The sequence below is a fragment of the Clostridium sp. D46t1_190503_E9 genome (assembly GCF_015555225.1).
In the GTDB taxonomy this organism is placed as follows: Bacteria; Bacillota; Clostridia; order Clostridiales; family Clostridiaceae; genus Clostridium.
The window spans coordinates 1-16,856 of record NZ_JADNKB010000023.1; the positions used below are offsets into that span (position 1 = coordinate 1).

General features: G+C 30.8%; 15 protein-coding genes. 14 read left to right on the forward strand and 1 reads right to left on the reverse strand.

Annotation, left to right across the window (positions count from 1 at the left end; all coding sequences use genetic code 11):
- Window positions 1–103 precede the first annotated feature (103 nt).
- Window positions 104–454: a hypothetical protein gene (locus I2E83_RS17570; RefSeq protein ID WP_195431339.1), complete on the reverse strand. Its 351-nt coding sequence runs from the start codon at window positions 452–454 to the stop codon at window positions 104–106.
- 798 nt (window positions 455–1,252) lie between these two features.
- Here I2E83_RS17570 and ilvN point away from each other — a divergent pair.
- The 14 genes from ilvN (at window position 1,253) to I2E83_RS17640 (ending at window position 16,712) form a co-directional block, all read left to right on the forward strand.
- Entirely contained in the window at window positions 1,253–1,765 is a 513-nt protein-coding gene (gene ilvN, locus I2E83_RS17575) for an acetolactate synthase small subunit (protein WP_195266862.1), read from the forward strand.
- A gap of 105 nt (window positions 1,766–1,870) precedes the next feature.
- Window positions 1,871–3,466, forward strand: coding sequence for a citramalate synthase (cimA, locus tag I2E83_RS17580; RefSeq protein WP_195431342.1), 1,596 nt, complete (start codon window positions 1,871–1,873; stop codon window positions 3,464–3,466).
- Window positions 3,467–3,483: 17 nt separating this feature from the next.
- Window positions 3,484–4,755, forward strand: coding sequence for a 3-isopropylmalate dehydratase large subunit (gene leuC, locus I2E83_RS17585; protein ID WP_195431345.1), 1,272 nt, complete (start codon window positions 3,484–3,486; stop codon window positions 4,753–4,755).
- Between the two features lie 177 nt (window positions 4,756–4,932).
- A complete protein-coding gene (leuD, locus tag I2E83_RS17590; protein WP_195431348.1) occupies window positions 4,933–5,421 on the forward strand; it encodes a 3-isopropylmalate dehydratase small subunit in 489 nt (162 codons plus the stop codon).
- Between the two features lie 135 nt (window positions 5,422–5,556).
- Window positions 5,557–6,633 carry a 3-isopropylmalate dehydrogenase gene (leuB, locus tag I2E83_RS17595; protein ID WP_195431351.1) on the forward strand — a complete coding sequence of 359 codons (1,077 nt, stop codon included), beginning with the start codon at window positions 5,557–5,559 and terminating at the stop codon, window positions 6,631–6,633.
- A 14-nt stretch (window positions 6,634–6,647) separates the two neighbouring features.
- Window positions 6,648–8,306, forward strand: a complete 1,659-nt coding sequence (gene ilvD / locus I2E83_RS17600; RefSeq protein ID WP_195266867.1) for a dihydroxy-acid dehydratase — start codon at window positions 6,648–6,650, stop codon at window positions 8,304–8,306.
- Between the two features lie 69 nt (window positions 8,307–8,375).
- Entirely contained in the window at window positions 8,376–10,052 is a 1,677-nt protein-coding gene (gene ilvB, locus I2E83_RS17605; RefSeq protein WP_195431353.1) for a biosynthetic-type acetolactate synthase large subunit, read from the forward strand.
- A 12-nt stretch (window positions 10,053–10,064) separates the two neighbouring features.
- A complete protein-coding gene (gene ilvC / locus I2E83_RS17610; protein WP_195431355.1) occupies window positions 10,065–11,069 on the forward strand; it encodes a ketol-acid reductoisomerase in 1,005 nt (334 codons plus the stop codon).
- A 123-nt stretch (window positions 11,070–11,192) separates the two neighbouring features.
- Window positions 11,193–11,621, forward strand: coding sequence for a hypothetical protein (locus I2E83_RS17615; RefSeq protein WP_195266870.1), 429 nt, complete (start codon window positions 11,193–11,195; stop codon window positions 11,619–11,621).
- A gap of 256 nt (window positions 11,622–11,877) precedes the next feature.
- Window positions 11,878–12,834 (forward strand): 1,4-dihydroxy-2-naphthoate polyprenyltransferase, encoded by a 957-nt coding sequence (menA, locus tag I2E83_RS17620; RefSeq protein WP_195431357.1) that lies wholly within the window; start codon window positions 11,878–11,880, stop codon window positions 12,832–12,834.
- 300 nt (window positions 12,835–13,134) lie between these two features.
- A complete protein-coding gene (locus I2E83_RS17625; RefSeq protein WP_195431360.1) occupies window positions 13,135–13,653 on the forward strand; it encodes a hypothetical protein in 519 nt (172 codons plus the stop codon).
- Window positions 13,654–13,792: 139 nt separating this feature from the next.
- Window positions 13,793–14,053 carry a GIY-YIG nuclease family protein gene (locus I2E83_RS17630; RefSeq protein ID WP_195266873.1) on the forward strand — a complete coding sequence of 87 codons (261 nt, stop codon included), beginning with the start codon at window positions 13,793–13,795 and terminating at the stop codon, window positions 14,051–14,053.
- A 640-nt stretch (window positions 14,054–14,693) separates the two neighbouring features.
- Window positions 14,694–16,520, forward strand: coding sequence for a glutamine--fructose-6-phosphate transaminase (isomerizing) (gene glmS / locus I2E83_RS17635; protein WP_195431362.1), 1,827 nt, complete (start codon window positions 14,694–14,696; stop codon window positions 16,518–16,520).
- A 27-nt stretch (window positions 16,521–16,547) separates the two neighbouring features.
- Entirely contained in the window at window positions 16,548–16,712 is a 165-nt protein-coding gene (locus I2E83_RS17640) for a hypothetical protein (RefSeq protein WP_195266875.1), read from the forward strand.
- Window positions 16,713–16,856 lie beyond the last annotated feature (144 nt).

The window sequence follows — 16,856 nt, forward strand, 5'->3', positions numbered from 1 at the left end:
ATTTATTTAATTATATAAAAAATACCTATAGCCATAAACCCTTTTATTTAAGTGTCTAGTCTATAGGTATCAGTTTATTTCGCGAGCCCCTTGATTTCTATGTCTATTCTTCTATTGTGACTGATAATTGTAACTCCCCATTATCTTTTACATCGTTTATTCTTATATGAAGTACTCCTGAATATTTAACAGCAACATCTGGGTTAATTGCATCAGGTTTTAATGCATATGAGAAATTCTCTTCATTTGTTTTATTATACATCATAATATCAGTATGATTCTTTAGATTGATAGTAGAAATCCCTGTCTGTTTATTTTGTCTAGGTTTTAATGTAGGAATAACTACATCTTCTGACATACTTCCTTCATAATTAAAGGAAATATCATTAATAGTTGTATCAGTATTGTTAGTAATATTTACTAGAGTTAATTGTAGTGGTGGAAATCCGCACATAAAAAACATCCCTCTCAATTTAAATATTTTAGTATCTTGTGAACTAAATTTAATTTAGAATATGAAATTATATATAAGTAATATGTTTTAAAATCGGTTGATTAATAAATATTTTTATATAATATTGGTCATAGAAATATTATTACTACATTTGTTTTTTATTTTATTTAGCATTGATATTAATGATTAATATAGAAAATATAGGTTATTATATAATATTTTACTATTATTATAAAAAATGTAAATAGGATGATTAATAAATAAGAATCCTAGATTTAAGTTGTAAATTAAATTGATAAAAAAATGTATATTTTAATGGAACAAAAATATGATAATAGAAAAATAATTAGTTGTTTATCAGTAATAAAGGATATTAATTAATAAAATGGTAATTATTAGTATTGTGAAAAAGTATTCAAAAAGCAATTTGGCAAAGTTTTGAATTTGTGATTGACACTGGAAGAAATGAGGAGTAGAATTTTAGCAATAACAAAATTTAATATGTCCTTATAAGTTTTATAAATGCGAAGACGGAGACTTTTGTTTAGAAAATAAAGTTACAGAGAGTCCATGGTAGGTGTGAATGGATACTTTACTAAATGAATATCACTCCAGAGCAGTGTCCAGAAAGTACATGGGGGTATGAGTAAGCGACTACCGGTAAGCACCGTTAAAGGCAAGGGTTTGATAGAACCTAGTGATAGTATAATTTAAGGCGGAATGTTTATTACCACCATATTGAGTCATATCATAAGGGTGGTTTTTTTACACAGTTTTTTAATAAAGGGGGCTAAAAATTTGGAAAGGCATGTATTATCTGTACTGGTACGCAATTCATCTGGGGTATTAACTAGAGTTTCAGGATTATTTGCAAGACGAGGATTTAACATTGATAGTTTAACTGTTGGGAGAACAGAAAATCCTGAAATATCTAGAATGACAATTGTATTAATGGGGAATGAAGATGTACTAGAGCAATTTACAAAACAACTCAATAAGCTAGAGGATGTTCTAAGAGTGCATGAATTAAAGTCAGAATTTTCAGTATATAGAGAGCTGGTTTTAATTAAAGTACAGGCTTCACCAGAAAAAAGAGGGGCAATAAACGAAGTAGTAAAAATATTTAGAAGCAAGATAATAGACGTTGCTCACAATACAGTAACAATAGAATTAACTGGTGATGATAGCAAAATAAATGCATTAATAGAGCTTATGGAAGACTACGGAATAGTAGAAATAGTAAGAACAGGAATAACAGCATTGGAAAGAGGAGACAAAGATATAACAGAGTATGGGGAATATTTTAATTAATGGACAATTGATAATTGACAATGGACAATTTAATGGATAATGGAAAATTGGCAATTGATAATTATCCACTATCAATTGTAAATTACTCTTGGGGGTGTTTTAGCAATGAGCAATAGACGAATAGAAATATTTGATTCGACTTTAAGGGATGGGGCACAGGGTGAAGATATTTCATTTTCTCTTGAGGATAAAATCAAGGTTGCTATGGCTTTAGATGAAATGGGGGTATCTTATATAGAGGCAGGGAATCCTGGATCAAATCCAAAGGATATGGAATTTTTTAAAAGGATGAAAAATATTAATTTAAAGAATTCTAAGTTAGCTGCGTTTGGGGCAACGAGAAAAGCTAACATTACGGTTGAAGAAGATATTAATATTAAAAGTTTAATAAAAGCAGAAACAGATGTTATTGTTATCTTCGGTAAGGCATGGGATTTTCAAGTTAAAGAAATATTGAAAACATCACTAGATGAAAATATAAATATGATAACTGATTCAGTTAGATATATAAAAGATAAAAATAAAGAAGTCATATTTGATGCAGAACATTTCTTTGATGGATATAAAGAAAATAAGACATATGCTATGGAAACTATAAACGCAGCAAAGGAAGCTGGAGCTGATGTAATAGTATTATGCGATACAAATGGAGGAACACTTCCATCTGAAATTAAAGATATATCAAAGAGCGTAATGGAATCAATAGGCGGAAGAGTAGGAATTCATTGTCATAATGATATTGGAATGGCTATATCAAATTCAATAATGGCTGTAGAAGAAGGGATATGCCATGTTCAGGGGACATTTATAGGTGTTGGAGAAAGGTGTGGAAATGCTAATTTATCAGCTATTATACCAACATTGCAATTAAGGATGGGTTATGAAGCTATACCAAAAGAAAGATTATCAAACTTAACAAAGACAGCAAGGTTCATTTCAGAAATTTCAAATATAAATTTATTAGATAATATGCCGTATATAGGGGCATCAGCTTTTGCACATAAGGGTGGAATGCATATAGATGCAGTGTTTAAATCATCAAAATCATATGAGCATATAAAACCAGAGCTTATAGGAAATGATAGAAGATTTTTAGTATCAGAAGTAAGCGGTAAAAGTACAATTCTAAAAGAAATACAAAAGATTTTCCCAAGTATAACAAGAGAAAGTGAAGAAGTAGAAAAGATAACTAATAGGCTAAAGGAATTGGAATATGAAGGCTATAAGTTTGAAGGAGCAGAAGGGACAGTAGAACTCTTAATAAGAAAAACAATAGGAAAGTATAAACCTTTTTTCAAACTTAATCATTTTAAAACAATAGGAGAACAGCCATGGAATAATAAAGATTTTACTTCAACAGCATTAATTAATATAACAGTTGATGGTAAGAATAAAATGACTGCATCTGAAGGTGATGGTCCTGTGAATGCATTGGATAAAGCATTAAGAGAAGCTCTTGAATGTTTTTATCCACAATTAAAAGAAGTAAGATTAGTAGATTATAAGGTTAGAGTTTTAGATTCAGAAAGTGCAACAGGAGCAAAGGTAAGAGTTCTTATAGAATCAACAGATGGAGTAGAAAATTGGAGCACTGTTGGGGTATCAAGAGATGTTGTGCAGGCCAGTTGGATAGCTTTAGTTGATTCATTAGAGTATAAATTAATAAAAGATATAGAAAAAACAGTAAGAATGTATTTTTAAAAAGGGGGCTTAAAAATATGGGAATGACTATGACTCAAAAGATTCTAGCAGCTCATGCAGGACTGGAAAGTGTAAAGGCAGGTCAACTAATTGAAGCAAACTTAGATTTAGTATTAGGTAATGATATTACATCGCCAGTTGCAGTAAAAGAGTTTAATAAACTAAACTTAGATAAGGTATTTAATAAAGATAAAATAGCTATAGTACCAGATCACTTTACACCTAATAAGGATATAAAAGCAGCAGAGCAATGTAAATTTATTAGAGAGTTTGCAAGAGAAAAAGAAATCACTAACTTTTTTGAAGTCGGAGAAATGGGAATAGAGCATTGCTTAATACCAGAAAAAGGTTTAGCAATTGCAGGGGATGTTGTAATTGGGGCAGATTCACATACTTGCACATATGGGGCATTAGGAGCATTTTCAACAGGAATAGGATCAACAGATATGGCTGCTGGTATGGCTACAGGTAAGTGTTGGTTTAAAGTTCCTTCAGCAATAAAGTTTGTTTTAAAAAATAAGCCATCAAAATGGGTTAGTGGAAAAGATGTAATACTTCATATAATTGGGATGATAGGTGTTGATGGTGCATTATATAAATCCATGGAATTTGTAGGGGATGGATTAAAATACTTATCAATAGATGATAGATTTACAATGGCTAACATGGCTATTGAAGCAGGTGGAAAAAATGGAATATTCAAAGTTGATGATATAACTATTAAATACTTAATGGAACATTCAAAAAGAGAATGGAAGGTATATGAAGCAGATGAGGATGCTGAATATGATGAAGTTTATGAAATAGATTTAAGTACATTAAGACCTACAGTAGCATTTCCACATTTACCTGATAACACAAGAACTATAGATGAAGTTGGAGAAGTAGCTGTAGATCAAGTTGTTATAGGATCTTGCACAAATGGAAGAATTTCAGACCTAAGAGTTGCAAGAGATATATTAAAGAATAAAAAAGTTAAAAAGGGAGTTAGATGTATTGTATTCCCAGGAACTCAAAAGATTTACCTTCAAGCTTTAGAAGAAGGAATAATAAAAGATCTAGTAGAAGCTGGAGCAGTAGTATCAACACCAACTTGTGGTCCATGCCTAGGTGGGCATATGGGGATACTTGCAAAAGGTGAAAGAGCAATATCAACAACAAACAGGAACTTCGTAGGAAGAATGGGGCATGTTGAGTCAGAAGTTTACCTAGCAAGTCCAGCAGTAGCAGCAGCATCAGCATTGACTGGGAAGATAACAAGCCCGGAAGAAGTAGAGAACAATGGATAATGGATAATGAACAATATAATTAATAATTGATAAGGGATGATGTACAATTTAGGAAATAATTCAGGCAAGCTGAGTTAGAGAATTTTAGTTGTTTTAATAATTCAGCAAAGCTGAATTATATCCACAATTATCAATTTTCCATTGTCAATTGTCAATTTAAACAAGGGGGTTATGTAAATGAAAGCAAGTGGAAAGGTCTTTAAATATGGTGACAATGTAGATACGGATGTGATAATTCCTGCAAGATATTTGAATACATCGGATCCTAAAGAATTAGCAATGCATTGTATGGAAGATATAGATTCTGATTTTACTAAGAAGGTTGAAAAGGGAGATATAATCGTTGCAAATAAGAATTTTGGATGTGGATCATCAAGAGAGCATGCTCCAATATCAATAAAAGAAAGTGGAGTAAGCTGTGTAATAGCATCAACATTTGCAAGGATATTCTATAGAAATGCAATAAATATAGGATTGCCAATAATAGAATGTGAAGAAGCGGTTAAATCAATAGAAGCAGGAGACGAACTCGAAATAGATTTTACTACAGGAGTAATCAAAAACAAATCAAAAAATCAAGAATACCAAGGAGAACCATTTCCAGAGTTTATGCAGAAGATAATAAATAGCAATGGACTAGTAAACTATATTAAGAACAATTCATAATCAATGGATAATGGAGAAAGGACAATGGATAGTTAATGAATAAACTCCTGCGGAGTTTATAAAATTTAATAATTCAGCGAAGCTGAATTATATCTACAATTGTCTATTGTCAATTAATAAGGGGGGCTTTTTAATATGAATTATAAGATAGCGGTTATACCAGGGGATGGAATTGGTCCAGAAGTTGTGGAACAAACTGTGAATATTTTAAATTGTGTTGGGGATAAGTTTAATCATGTGTTTGAATATGAATATTTATTAGCTGGGGGATGTGCAATAGATAAAAAAGGAACACCTCTTCCAGATGAAACTTTGGAAGCATGCAAGAAGGCTGATGCTGTATTACTTGGTGCAGTTGGAGGACCTAAGTGGGATAATCCAAATGCAAAAATTAGACCAGAGCAAGCATTACTTGGGCTTAGAGGTGGAATGAATTTATATTGTAATTTAAGACCAGCTTTATTATATGAATCTCTTAAGGATGCATCTCCACTTAAAGATAGCATTATAGGTGATGGAATTGATATATGCGTAGTTAGAGAATTGACTGGTGGAATATATTTTGGTGAAAGAGGAAGAGAAGAGCTAAATGGAGTATCTGGAGCTTATGATACTGAAAGATACAATGTAAATGAAGTAAGAAGAATAGCTAAAATAGCATTTGATACAGCAATGAAGAGAAAGAAAAAACTTACTAGTGTTGATAAGGCAAATATTTTAGAAACTTCAAGGCTATGGAGAAGTGTTATAGAAGAAGTAGCTAAGGATTATCCAGATGTAGAAGTAAATCATATGTATGTTGATAATGCAGCTATGCAATTAGTTAGGGATCCAAGACAGTTTGATGTAATAGTGACATCTAATATGTTTGGAGATATTTTATCTGATGAAGCTAGTATGATAACTGGTTCTATAGGAATGTTACCTTCAGCTTCATTAGGAGAAGGCACTCTTGGAATGTATGAGCCGATACATGGAAGTGCACCAGATATTGCAGGGAAGGGAATAGCCAATCCGCTGGCAACAATACTTTCAGCAGCAATGATGCTAAGATTTAGCTTTAATTTAGAAAAAGAAGCTAATCTTATAGAAGAATCTGTTGTAAAAGTGCTAGAAGATGGATATAGAACAGGTGACATAATGAGTGAAGGAATGAAGCTAGTTGGAACTAAAGAGATTGGAGAGTTAGTTATACAAAAAATATTTGGATAAAAGAGGTGAGTTATTTGAGAAGCGATGTAGTTAAAAAGGGACCATCAAGGGCTCCTCATAGATCATTACTAAAGGCTACAGGTCTTACAGATGAAGAAATAAATAGGCCGTTAATTGGAGTTGTAACTTCACAAAATGATATAATTCCAGGTCATATAAATTTAGATAAAATAGTTGAAGCAGTTAAAAAAGGCGTACTGCTATCTGGGGGAACACCTTTGGTATTTCCAACTATAGGAGTATGTGATGGTATTGCAATGGGACATGAAGGAATGAAGTATTCCTTAGTTACAAGAGAACTTATAGCAGATACTATTGAGTGCATGGTTAAGGCTCATGGATTTGATGCTTTAGTTTTAATACCAAATTGCGATAAAATTGTTCCAGGTATGATGATGGCAGCATTAAGATTAAACATTCCAGCAATTGTTGTGAGTGGAGGACCAATGCTTGCAGGAAAATTTAAGGATAAGGAAGTATCACTTTCAACTATGTTTGAAGCAGTTGGCGCTTATGAGAATGGGACTATGTTAGAAGGAGATTTGTGTGAACTAGAAAATAAGGCATGCCCAACATGTGGGTCATGTTCAGGAATGTTTACTGCAAATTCAATGAATTGTTTGGCAGAGGTTTTAGGGCTAGCATTGCCTGGTAATGGAACCATACCAGCAGTATATTCAGAAAGAATAAGACTTGCTAAATATGCAGGGATGAGAATAATGGATTTATTAGAAAAAGATATAAAGCCAAGAGATATAGTTAATGAAAAGTCTATAAAGAATGCATTGACAGTTGATATGGCTTTAGGATGCTCAACAAATAGTGTACTTCATTTAACTGCAATTGCAAATGAAGCAAAGGTTGAAATGAATTTAGATATTATCAACGAAGTATCTTCAAAAACTCCAAACCTTTGTAAGTTGGCACCAGCATCTGATACTCATATAGAAGATTTATATTGGGCTGGTGGAATACAAGCTGTTATGAAGGAACTTTCAAAGAAGGATTTATTAGATTTGGATTGCATAACAGCAACTTCTAAAACTCATAAAGAAAACCTAAAAGATGTAGTAGTAAATGATAATAATGTAATAAGAAATATAGACAATCCATATAGCACTACAGGTGGAATCCAAGTATTAAGAGGAAACTTAGCAAAAGATGGAGCAGTAGTAAAAAAATCAGCAGTTCTAGAAGAAATGTTAACACATAAGGGACCTGCAAGAGTATTTGATTCTGAGGAAGAAGCAATAGAAGCAATTATTTCTAAAAAAATTATAAAAGGTGACGTAGTAGTAATAAGATATGAAGGGCCTAAGGGTGGTCCAGGAATGAGAGAAATGCTATCTCCAACATCAGCAATAGCAGGAATGGGATTAGATAAATATGTAGCATTAATAACAGATGGAAGATTTAGTGGAGCAACAAAAGGAGCTGCAATAGGGCACGTTTCTCCAGAAGCAGCAGAAGGAGGAACAATAGCATTAGTTGAAGAAGGAGATATAATTTCAATAGATATACCAAATGGTAAACTAGAGCTTTTAGTAGACGATGAAGTTTTAGAAAAAAGAAGAAAAAATAAAACATTATTAGAGCCAAAAGTAAAAGAAGGCTACTTAGCAAGGTACGCTAAGTTGGTGAGCTCGGCTAGCAAAGGAGCAATACTGGAGTAATGGATAATTGGCAATGGATAATTGTCAACTGTCAATTATCCATTATCCATTGAAATAAGGGGGTTATTTATGTTTTTAACAGGGGCTGAAATATTGATTAAATCTCTCTTGGATGAGGGTGTTGATACTATTTTTGGATATCCTGGTGGTGCTGTTCTTAATATATATGATGAGTTATATAAGTATAGGGATAAGATAAATCATATATTAACAGCGCATGAGCAAGGGGCAGCACATGCGGCAGATGGGTATGCTAGGGCAACTGGAAAGGTTGGTGTATGTTTAGCAACTTCTGGACCTGGGGCAACTAATCTTGTGACTGGGATAGCAACTGCTTATATGGATTCTATACCAATGGTTGCAATAACGGGAAATGTTACAAAGCAACTTCTTGGAAAAGATAGCTTTCAGGAAGTTGATATAACTGGAATAACTATGCCGATAACAAAGCATAATTATATAGTTAAAGATGTGAATGATTTACAAGGAATTATAAGGGAAGCTTTTTATATAGCTAAAGAAGGTAGACCAGGACCAGTACTAATAGATATACCTAAGGATATTACGTCAGCTAAAGCAAAATATGAACCTATAATTCCAAAGGAAGTAGAAAGAAAAACAAAGCATATAACGGATGAAGCTTTAGAAGAAGTAGCCGCATTAATAAATGAGGCTGAAAATCCTTTTGTTTATGCAGGAGGGGGAATAGTAGCAGCAGAAGCTTTTGAAGAGCTAAAGGGATTTGTTGAAAAAATAAATTCACCAATAGCGACTTCTCTTATGGCAATTTCAGCATTTCCTTATAATCATCCATTATATACAGGGATGATAGGAATGCATGGAACTAAAGCTTCAAATATATTAGCTACTAAATGTGATCTATTAATAAATTTAGGAGCAAGATTTAGTGATAGAGTCATTAGTAATCAAAAAAATATAAAGAATGCAAAGGTAGTTCATATAGATGTAGATCCAGCAGAAATTAATAAAAATATCAAAGTGGATTCATTTATAGTTGGGGATTTAAAGGTTGTTCTTCAAAGGTTAATTCCATTATTAAAAGAAAAGAAAAATGAAGAATGGTTAAATCAAATGAATGAACTTAAAGATTTAAATGTTAAAGATACTTCTATTACAGGAGAGTTAACTCCAGAGTTTTTATTTAGGAAGCTTAGTGAATTAGATGATGGAAGTTTTGTAATAGCTACTGAAGTTGGTCAGCATCAAATGTGGGCAGCTCAGTATTTTAAATATAAGAATCCAAGAAGTTTCATATCCTCAGGTGGACTTGGAACTATGGGCTTTGGATTAGGAGCATCAATTGGTGCACAAATTGCATTAAAAAATAAGCAGGTTTTTAATATAGCTGGAGATGGAAGCTTCGGAATGAATTGTAATGAATTAGTTACAGCAGTAAAGAATAATTTGCCTGTAATTATAATAATAGTTAATAATAATTCATTAGGAATGGTAAGGCAATGGCAAAACTTTTTCTATGAGGCAAGATATTCATCAACAACTTTAAATAGATCGACTGATTTTGTTAAATTAGCTCAGGCCTTTGGGGGAAGAGGTTTTAGAGTTTATGAAAAAGAAGAACTAGAACCAGTTTTAAGGGAAGCCTTAGAGTTTAAAGGGCCAGTAGTAATAGATTATGTAATTCATAATGATAAAAAAGTATTTCCTATGGTTGCACCTGGTGCACCAATTAATGAAATAATAAGTGAAGAAGATGTAGATAATTAGGGGGTTAGAAAAATGGCAAAAATGTATTATGAAAAGGACACAAATTTAGAATTATTAAAGGGGAAAAAGGTTGCTATAATTGGATATGGTAGTCAAGGCCATGCTCATGCATTAAACTTACATGAAAGTGGAATTGATGTTGTTGTTGGACTTTATGAAGGAAGTAAGTCTTGGGAAAGAGCTGAAAAAGCAGGATTACATGTAGCAACAGTTGCAGAAGCAGCAAAGGCTTCAGATGTAGTAGTTATATTATTACCAGATGAAAAACAAGCAAAGGTATATAAATCAGAAATAGCTCCATATCTAGAAGAAGGAAATGCACTAGTATTTGCACATGGATTCAATATTCATTATGGACAAATAGTTCCGCCAGAAAATGTAGATGTATTTATGTGTGCGCCTAAGGGACCAGGACATATGGTAAGAAGAACTTACACAGAAGGATCAGGAGTTCCATGTTTAATAGCTGTATATCAAAATCCAACAGGAAATGCTCGTGATTTAGCTTTAGCTTATTCAAATGGAATAGGTGGAGCCAGAGCCGGAGTATTAGAAACTACATTTAAGGATGAAACAGAAACAGATTTATTTGGAGAACAAGCAGTTCTTTGTGGAGGTTGTACAGCACTTATAAAAGCAGGGTTTGAAACTTTAGTAGAAGCAGGATATGCTCCTGAAAATGCATATTTTGAGTGTTTACATGAAATGAAGCTAATTGTAGATTTACTATATCAAGGTGGAATGAGTATGATGAGATATTCTATATCAGATACTGCTGAATACGGGGATTATATGGTAGGTAATAGAATAGTAACTGAAGAAACAAAGAAGGAAATGAAAAAGGTGTTATCTGAAATTCAAGATGGAACATTTGCAAAGAATTGGTTATTAGAAAATCAAGTTGGAAGACCTATGTTTAATGCAAGAAGAAGAATGGAAGCAGAACATCCAATTGAAAAAGTTGGTCAAGAATTAAGAGAAATGATGAGTTGGATAGATACTAAGAAGTTGGATTAGGAATATTTTAAAAGGAGCTGTCTATAAGGCAGCTCTTTAATTTTAATTGTAAGAAGGCTCTTTATTCTATACATATTTAATATATGTTATAATTAATATAGTAAAAACAAAGGAGGATTGGGTATGTTTTTAGATGAACTTAGCAAAGAGTTAGGTACTGCCTATATCAACTTACTTGTAGAATTTGCGTTAGTAGATGATAAAGTAGAAGAAAAAGAGAAGGAATTAATTGAGAGAGCATTAAAAGAAATGAATATGGAGGACTTTGATTTAGAAGAAGTTAGCCATGAAGAAACAATCAATGTTATAAGGAATGCTGGAGAGAGAATAATAAACATAGTATTTTTTGAATTAACTAGAGTTGCATTAGCAGATGCTGAATATGAGATGTCTGAAGTAAGATTTTTAGATGATTTAGCTGAAGAATTAAGCATTTCTAGGGTTAAGAGATTCCAAATGGCAGATTATTTTTATAAGCATTCAGAATATGATGAAGAAGATAAAGAAAGTCAAGAATCAGTTAAAATAGAGGCACAAGCATTTTTAAATTAAATATTTAAATTAAAAATTAAATAAATGAAAGTAAACTAGTAGAGAAAACTTATATCTCATGTTTTAGAACTTATTTATAAAATTAATAAATTTGAATTTCTCTACTTTTTTCTTTTAATTTTAGGTGGAAATATATAAGTTTATTCTAATTCTAAACAAATTTATTAGATTGGTGAACTTACATATTTTCACTTTCTTATTTTTAAAAGAAGTTATAAAATAGTTAATATAATATTTTTAGAGGGAGAGATTAATTTTGAGAATAGGTAGCTTTTTAAAATTAGTAGAGATACAAACAAAAGTAGCAAGTGTAATTCCATTTTTATTAGGAACTTTTTATGCTTTATACAGATATGATAATTTTAATATAAAAAATGCAATAATAATGTTTTTATCAATGATAATATTTGATATGACTACTACAGCGATTAATAATTATATGGATTATGCAAAAGCAGTTAAAAAAGAAGGATATGGATACGAAACTCATAATGCTATAGTTAGTTATAATTTAAATCCAAGAGTAGTTAGGATAACTATTTATTTTATGCTTATATTAGCAACAGCTTTAGGGTTACTGCTAGTTAAAAATACTAATATAATAGTTTTATTAATAGGTGCAATTTCATTTGTTATAGGAATTACATATTCATTTGGTCCAATACCAATATCAAGGACACCATTTGGAGAAATATTTTCAGGTCTTGCAATGGGATTTATAATAACGTTTTTAACTATCTATATACATATATTTGATTCAGAGATATTATCAATTAACTTTACCAATTTAAATAACATAAGCATAAACTTTAATATATTTGAGTTGATATACATATTTATTGTAAGTTTACCAGCTATAACTGGAATTTCTAATATAATGCTTGCAAATAATATTTGTGATATAGATGAAGATATAGTAAATAAAAGATATACACTTCCGATATATATTGGAAAAGAAAATGCCTTAAAGGTATTTAAATGGTTATATTATATTGGATTTATTGCTATAGTAGTTGGAGTATTGCTTAGAATATTACCGATAGTTTCAATAGTAACATTACTAGTATTAAAAGTTATAAAGGGAAATATAAATAAGTTCAATAAACTTCAAACTAAAAAAGATACTTTTGTATTAGCAGTAAAGAATTTTGTTGTGATGAATGTAGTTTATGCATTAACTGTGTTAGGTGGAGTTATTTTAAATTTATTTTAAAAACAAAAATATTATTTAAACAATTTAAAATAAATTAATGGATTTATTGATTGTGTCAAATTACATAAATAATTTTTAATTTTATAGGAGGAACTGTCTTTTAAGATAGCTCCTTTTTTTACTATAAATTTAGATTGAAATGAATATTGTATTTTGGTAACTGTAAGCTTTCTGAACTTATGAGGGCATCATCAATAAGATGATTACCTAATAAGTATAATTTAAAGTTTAAGAGAGAAAATAATTGTGTGGTTATGAGAGAGGGAGAATAAATATATGGTGAAAAAAGGAGGAACTAAAATGAAAAAATTATTAATAGGTATGTTAATAACTTGTAGTTTAGGATTAGCAGCCTGTGGAAACGCTACAGAAGGAAATCCATCAACAAATAACAATTCAGGTACAGGAGTAACAGATAAGGCAGGCACAGGAACAACAGATGGTACAAACGGAATGAATGGAACAAATGGTACTGGAGTGACAGATAATACAAATTCAAATACTAATGGTACTAATAATCAAGGGGGCTCAGTAAATGAGAGTAGGACTTCTGTAAATAATTTATACACAGAATTTAAAGGAAAAGTTGAGGGCGGAGTAGAAAATATAAAAGCTGAAGATTGGGATAAATATAGCAGTGAATTCAAAGGGAAACTTACAAATTTAAAGAACACAGTTGAAGATGCTTCCATAAAAAGTACTGTAGATGATATGGAAAATTTATTTAACCAATATGATAAAGCAATAAGAGAAAAAACAGATGTTGCTAAAGACAAAGTAGAAGAAATAAGAAATAGAATAGAAAATGCATTAAAATAGATATTGAATAAAAGGTTATCTTAAAAAGTATAGTTTAAGATAACCTTTTTATTAAGTTATAAATTACTTTTATAAAAGCTTTTTATTGAGTTATAATTTACTTATTAAAAATATAATGAAGATTAGACTAGGTGATAAAATGAATTACGTTTATATATTAAAATGTAGCGATAACACTTTATATACAGGGTGGACAACCTCTCTAGAAAAAAGGATTAAAGCTCACAATAGTGGAAAAGGAGCTAAATATACAAAAGCTAGATTACCAGTAGAAATAGTATATTTTGAAGAATTTGAAGATAAAAAAGATGCAATGAAAAGAGAATATGCAATAAAGCAATTATCTAGAAAAGAAAAATTAAAATTAATAAGCATGTTTACTATGCATAATGCAGTTTAATATAATATATTTATAATAAAAATGAAATTAATAAAGGATGTAGTTACTTTTATAAAAAGAAAAAGTAACTACATCTTTTTTAGATAATAGACAATTGATAAAAGAATCAACCTTAAAGCATAGATATGAAAATTCAGCTTAAGATGAGCTTTTTACATAATTATGAATTGTCCATTATCAATTATCCATTGTAAATATGTCTAGACATCTACATGTATAGTTATTAACAAGAGTAAACAAGAGAAAATGAAAGATATATAGAATTAATTTAATAAAATAGCTTAAAATAATTAAATTTAAATAAAAATAGTTGATTTTAACAAAAAGTGTGTTAGAATTAGTGTAGATTTTAATTTTATATGCATAAGATAGAGTATAGATTAAATCAAATATTTAAAGAAAGGAGAAAATGATAATAAAAATAAAAGCGCCAGAACTCAAATGAGTTGACGAGGTTGGGGAGTATCGATACTTCGGCGGGTGCCCCACGGTATTGCACACTACCGTTAACAGCTAATAAAACTACAAAGTGATTTGTAGGACAACATTAGCTTGGTGTTAAAACCTTCAATAAGGAATATAAGTTCTTTATTAGAAATAAAATTAAAAATACAGTTGAAGAAAAGGAAGGAAGATAAATATGTGCGGAATAGTTGGATTCGTAGGAAAAAAGGAAGCATCTCCAATATTAGTTGAGGGATTATCAAAGCTTGAATACAGGGGATATGACTCAGCAGGAGTAGCTGTATTAGAAGATGGAGAAATTAAAGTTAGAAAGTTTAAAGGACGTTTAAAGAATTTAGATGATCATTTAAAGCAGAGTCCTTTAAAAGGAAGTATAGGAATAGGACACACTAGATGGGCAACTCATGGAGAGCCATCAGATATAAATTCACATCCTCATACAAATGGAAATGCAACAATAAGTGTTGTTCATAATGGAATTATAGAAAATTATATGAAGTTAAAGGAATGGCTTAAGACAAAGGGATATGAGTTTTATTCAGAAACTGATACAGAAGTTATTCCAAACTTAGTAGATTATTATTATAAAGGTGATTTATTTGAAGCTGTAGTAAAGGCAACTTCAAAAATGGAAGGAAGCTATGCAATAGGTGTTATTTGTAAAAATGAGCCAGATAAAATAGTTGCAGTTAGAAAAGATAGTCCATTAATAGTTGGACTTGGAGAAAAAGAATACTTTATAGCTTCAGATATACCAGCAGTTCTTAATCATACAAGAGAAGTTTATTTATTAGAAGATAAAGAATTTGTGGTAATGACTAGAGATGGAATAGAAATTAAGACAGAAGATGGCGAAGTTATAGATAAGGAAGTATATCATGTTACTTGGGATGTTGATGCTGCTGAAAAGGGTGGATATGAAGATTTCATGTTAAAAGAAATTCATGAGCAGCCAAAGGCAATAAAAGATACTTTAACTTCAAGAGTTTTAAAGGATTCAAAAGTTAAATTAGATAATATAAATATCACTAAAGAAGAATTAGAATCTTTTGATAGAGTATTTATAGTTGCTTGTGGAACAGCTTATCATGCAGGATTAGTTGGAAAAACTATAATAGAAAAGTTAGCTAAAATACCAGTTGAGGTTGATATAGCTTCAGAATTTAGATATAGAGATCCATTAATAACAGAAAAGTCATTATTAATAGTTGTTAGCCAATCAGGAGAAACTGCTGATACTTTAGCAGTTTTAAGAGATGCAAAAAGAATAGGAGCAAAAGTTTTAGCTATAACAAATGTTGTTGGAAGTTCAGCTTCAAGAGAAGCACATCATGTACTTTATACTTGGGCGGGTCCAGAAATAGCAGTTGCTTCAACAAAGGCTTATGAAACACAATTAATAGCAATGTATATTTTAGGAATATACTTTGGAGAAGTTAAGGGTACAATTGGTAATGAAACAGCAGAAAATCTTAAAGAAGAATTAATGAATTTACCAGAAAAGGTAAATGAAATATTAGTTAAGAAAGATGAATTACAAAAGTTTGCATCTAAAAACTATATGGATAAAGATCTTTTCTTCTTAGGAAGAGGATTAGATTATGCTGTTGCTTTAGAAGGTTCTTTAAAGCTTAAAGAAATATCATATATTCATTCAGAAGCATATGCAGGTGGAGAATTAAAGCATGGTCCAATAGCTCTAATAGAAAATGGAACTCCAATAATAGCATTATTAACAGAAGATAGATTAAGAGACAAAATGATAAGTAACATCAGAGAAGTAGTTACAAGAGGGGCAAGAGTTCTAGCAATAGCAAATGAAGGGGACGAAGATGCTAAGGAGGTTTGTGATGATGTAATTTATATCCCAAATACAAATTCATTATTAACTCCAGTATTATCAGTAGTTCCACTTCAATTAATATCATACTATATGGCTAAGCAAAAGGGTTGTGACGTAGATAAGCCACGTAACTTAGCAAAATCAGTTACTGTTGAATAGTATTTGTTATAAAGGAGAGAAGTAATTATGAGAGAAGATTTAGTTAAAACTTTATTAAATGAATATAAGGAAACTGAAAAGGCATTAGAGCTTGGAATAGATTGGTTAAATGATAAAGATTACGCTAAAGGAAAACTTGATTTAGTAAAAGTAATAATATCTGATTTAGAAAGGCTATCTAAAGAAGCTTAATAATATAAGAATGGGGCTGTAGCAAAATAAATTTTGATATTAGCTCATAAAAAGGGAAGCTCTAATTTAAACTGATACCTATAGACTAGACACTTAAATAAAAGGGTTTATGGCTATAGGTATTTTTTATATAATTAAATAAAT

Excerpts from the sequence above, each read along its gene's own strand:
- glmS (WP_195431362.1), top strand. The coding sequence starts at position 14,694 with ATGTGCGGAATAGTTGGATTCGTAGGAAAAAAGGAAGCATCTCCAATA.
- leuB (WP_195431351.1), top strand. The coding sequence starts at position 5,557 with ATGAATTATAAGATAGCGGTTATACCAGGGGATGGAATTGGTCCAGAA.
- cimA (WP_195431342.1), top strand. The coding sequence starts at position 1,871 with ATGAGCAATAGACGAATAGAAATATTTGATTCGACTTTAAGGGATGGG.
- leuD (WP_195431348.1), top strand. The coding sequence starts at position 4,933 with ATGAAAGCAAGTGGAAAGGTCTTTAAATATGGTGACAATGTAGATACG.
- I2E83_RS17570 (WP_195431339.1), bottom strand. The coding sequence starts at position 454 with ATGTGCGGATTTCCACCACTACAATTAACTCTAGTAAATATTACTAAC.
- leuC (WP_195431345.1), top strand. The coding sequence starts at position 3,484 with ATGGGAATGACTATGACTCAAAAGATTCTAGCAGCTCATGCAGGACTG.
- I2E83_RS17640 (WP_195266875.1), top strand. The coding sequence starts at position 16,548 with ATGAGAGAAGATTTAGTTAAAACTTTATTAAATGAATATAAGGAAACT.
- I2E83_RS17630 (WP_195266873.1), top strand. The coding sequence starts at position 13,793 with ATGAATTACGTTTATATATTAAAATGTAGCGATAACACTTTATATACA.
- ilvC (WP_195431355.1), top strand. The coding sequence starts at position 10,065 with ATGGCAAAAATGTATTATGAAAAGGACACAAATTTAGAATTATTAAAG.
- I2E83_RS17625 (WP_195431360.1), top strand. The coding sequence starts at position 13,135 with ATGAAAAAATTATTAATAGGTATGTTAATAACTTGTAGTTTAGGATTA.
- ilvB (WP_195431353.1), top strand. The coding sequence starts at position 8,376 with ATGTTTTTAACAGGGGCTGAAATATTGATTAAATCTCTCTTGGATGAG.
- I2E83_RS17615 (WP_195266870.1), top strand. The coding sequence starts at position 11,193 with ATGTTTTTAGATGAACTTAGCAAAGAGTTAGGTACTGCCTATATCAAC.